This window comes from Kitasatospora putterlickiae, from assembly GCF_039527695.1.
Taxonomy (GTDB): domain Bacteria; phylum Actinomycetota; class Actinomycetes; order Streptomycetales; family Streptomycetaceae; genus Kitasatospora; species Kitasatospora putterlickiae.
In genome coordinates this window covers 18,300-20,718 of the sequence record NZ_BAAAKJ010000078.1, presented here as the reverse complement: position 1 = coordinate 20,718, position 2,419 = coordinate 18,300, and the positions used below count along the sequence as shown (strand labels likewise).

Here is a 2,419-nt window from a genome sequence, read left to right as displayed (position 1 = left end):
GCGGGGGCGGCTGGCCGCCCTCACCCCGCGCGAGACCGACGTCCTGCGCGAACTCGCCGTCGGCCGCTCCAACGCCGAGATCGCTCTCGCGCTCGGAATGCGCGAGAGCACCGTCAAGGCGCACGTCAGCCGGATCCTCACCGGACTGGGCGTCGGCAACCGCGTCCAGGCGGCGCTGCTCGCCCGGGACGCGGGGGTGGTCGACGACTCCGCCTGACCGACCGTCGTCCGCCAGGACGGTCCCCTGGCACCACCGTTGCCCCTCACGTCCGCCGCCCGACACCGCCACCGGAGGTCCGTTCCGTGCGGACATTCCGCATTCGCGCCGATCGGGCCGAATCCTCCCGTCCCGACCATGTCCGATCAGCGCCACGCGGTACTCGCCACCGGTCCGCCATCACCCATCTGGCTTGGAAAACGCGTGCCTTGGCGCCCCACGCTGCCGAACCCCCGCCCCGGGTCCATGGTGGAAGTGGGCGCGATCCGGCGACCGCGCCCGCGCGCCGGGCCGGATTTCGTACGCCGTGCGCCGACCGTGTCCCGCGGCCGCGCGCCGGGGCGGATCCCGGCCCCGGCACGCTGGGAGCAGGGCCACCTCGCAGGAAACCGAACGGTTCTTCTAGGCTCACATCTCGGCTTCCCTGCAGCGGTGCGCTGTTCCGCGCCTGCCGCAAGGGAAGCCGCCGTCCACGGAGGCCCCGGGACGATCGGGGCCACCGGATCGAGCGAGGAGGACGCACATGCCACACACGCCGCCCAGCCGTTCCAGCGCATTTGGACCGGAGGGCCCGTTCCGCTGTCCCGCCGGTGCCACCGGGCCCGTCCGCCCGGAGACCTGGTCCGGTCGGCCCGCCCGGCCGCTCTATACCGGCGGCGGCCGCGGAGGCGAGCGTTGAGTCCTCAAGCAGTCCGCCCGTCCACCGAGCCGACGGGCCCCACGGCCGCCGTCGCCACCGCCGCCCCCGTCTCCGCCGCCTCGACGCCCGTCACCACAGCCGTCACCGCGCCCGTCACTGAGCCCGAACCGACCAGGACCGCCGGCGCCGCACCCGGCGCGGCCACGCCCGGCACGACCAGGACCGGCACCGCCCGAACCGCTCTCGCCCCGGCCACCCCCACGCCCGCCACCGCACCACCCACCGCGGCGGCCCCCCACACTCCGGCCCTCCCCGACAGCGAGGGCCAACCCGGCCCCACGGCCGCGCTTCCCGGTCTGCCCCAGGCCCTCACCACCCGCGCCCGCACCCTCGCCGGAGCCGTCCGGAGACGCTGCGCGGACCTGGCCCGAATCGAGTCCCCCAGCGGTGACGCGCCCCGACTCGACGCCCTCGCCGAAGAGTTGGCCGCCGGCTTCCGTGCCACCGGCGCCACCGTTCAGCGCGAACCCGGACCGGCCGGCGACCACCTGGTCCTCCAGTGGGACGGCCGCGACGAGAGCCTGCCGCACCTGCTCGTGGTCGGCCACCACGACACCGTCTGGCCCGCCGGAACCCTCACCGACTGGCCGGTCACCGAACGCGACGGCACCCTCAGCGGGCCCGGCGTGGTCGACATGAAGGGCGGACTCGCCATCCTCGAAGGCGCGTTCGCCCTGCTCGCCGACCTCGGCCAACGCCCGCATCGCACCGTCCGCCTGGTCGTGGTTTCCGACGAGGAGGTGGGCAGCCCGGACGGCCGGCGCCTCGTCGAACGCCAACTGCGCGGGGCCGCCGCCGTACTGGGCCTCGAACCCCCGCACCCGGACGGCCGGCTCAAGACCGCCCGCCGCGGCTCCACCCGCGTACGGCTCACCGTCACCGGACGCGAGGCGCACGCGGGCAACGACGCCGCCGACGGGGTGTCGGCGGTCGATGAACTCGTGGACCAGCTGGTCGCCGTCCGCGGACTGGTCAGCCTGCCCGGCACCGAGCTCAACGCCGGCCGGATCAGCGGCGGCAGCCGCGCCAACGTGATCGCCGGCCGGGCCGAGGCCGAACTCGGCCTGCGCTTCTCCACCACCGAGGCGCAACGCCGCACCCTCGACAACCTCGCCCGGCTGACCGCGCTCCGACCCGGCGCGCGGGTCCGGACCGAGGTGCTGTCCAGCCGTCCCGCCTGGCCCGAGCGCTCCGCCAATCCGATGCTGCGCCACGTCCGTTCGCTCGCGGCGGCGCTCGGCCAGCAGCTGGACGGCGCTCCGGCGGGCGGCGCGGGCGACACCAACCTGCCGGGCTCGCGGGGACTGCCCACGCTCGACGGCTTCGGCGCCGTCGGCGGGGGCGCGCACGCCCGGCACGAGCACATCAGGATCGACCAGCTAGCGCCGCGGATCGCCCTGCTGGCGGCGCTCCTGGCCGTCCCGCTGCCGAGGCTGCGCGACCGCTCGGAGGGGTGAGCACGACGATCGGCCGGTAGCCGGCCGTGACGGTGGTCGGCGGAT

2 protein-coding genes are annotated in these 2,419 nt (G+C 75.9%); both read left to right on the top strand.

Going from position 1 to position 2,419, the window contains the following annotated elements; genetic code table 11:
* Window positions 1-217 (top strand): response regulator transcription factor (locus ABD308_RS09000; protein WP_344330461.1); only part of this gene is annotated, 217 nt, incomplete at its 5' end.
* Between the two features lie 675 nt (window positions 218-892).
* Window positions 893-2,374, top strand: coding sequence for a M20 family metallopeptidase (locus ABD308_RS08995; RefSeq protein WP_344330458.1), 1,482 nt, complete (start codon window positions 893-895; stop codon window positions 2,372-2,374).
* Window positions 2,375-2,419: the final 45 nt, after the last annotated feature.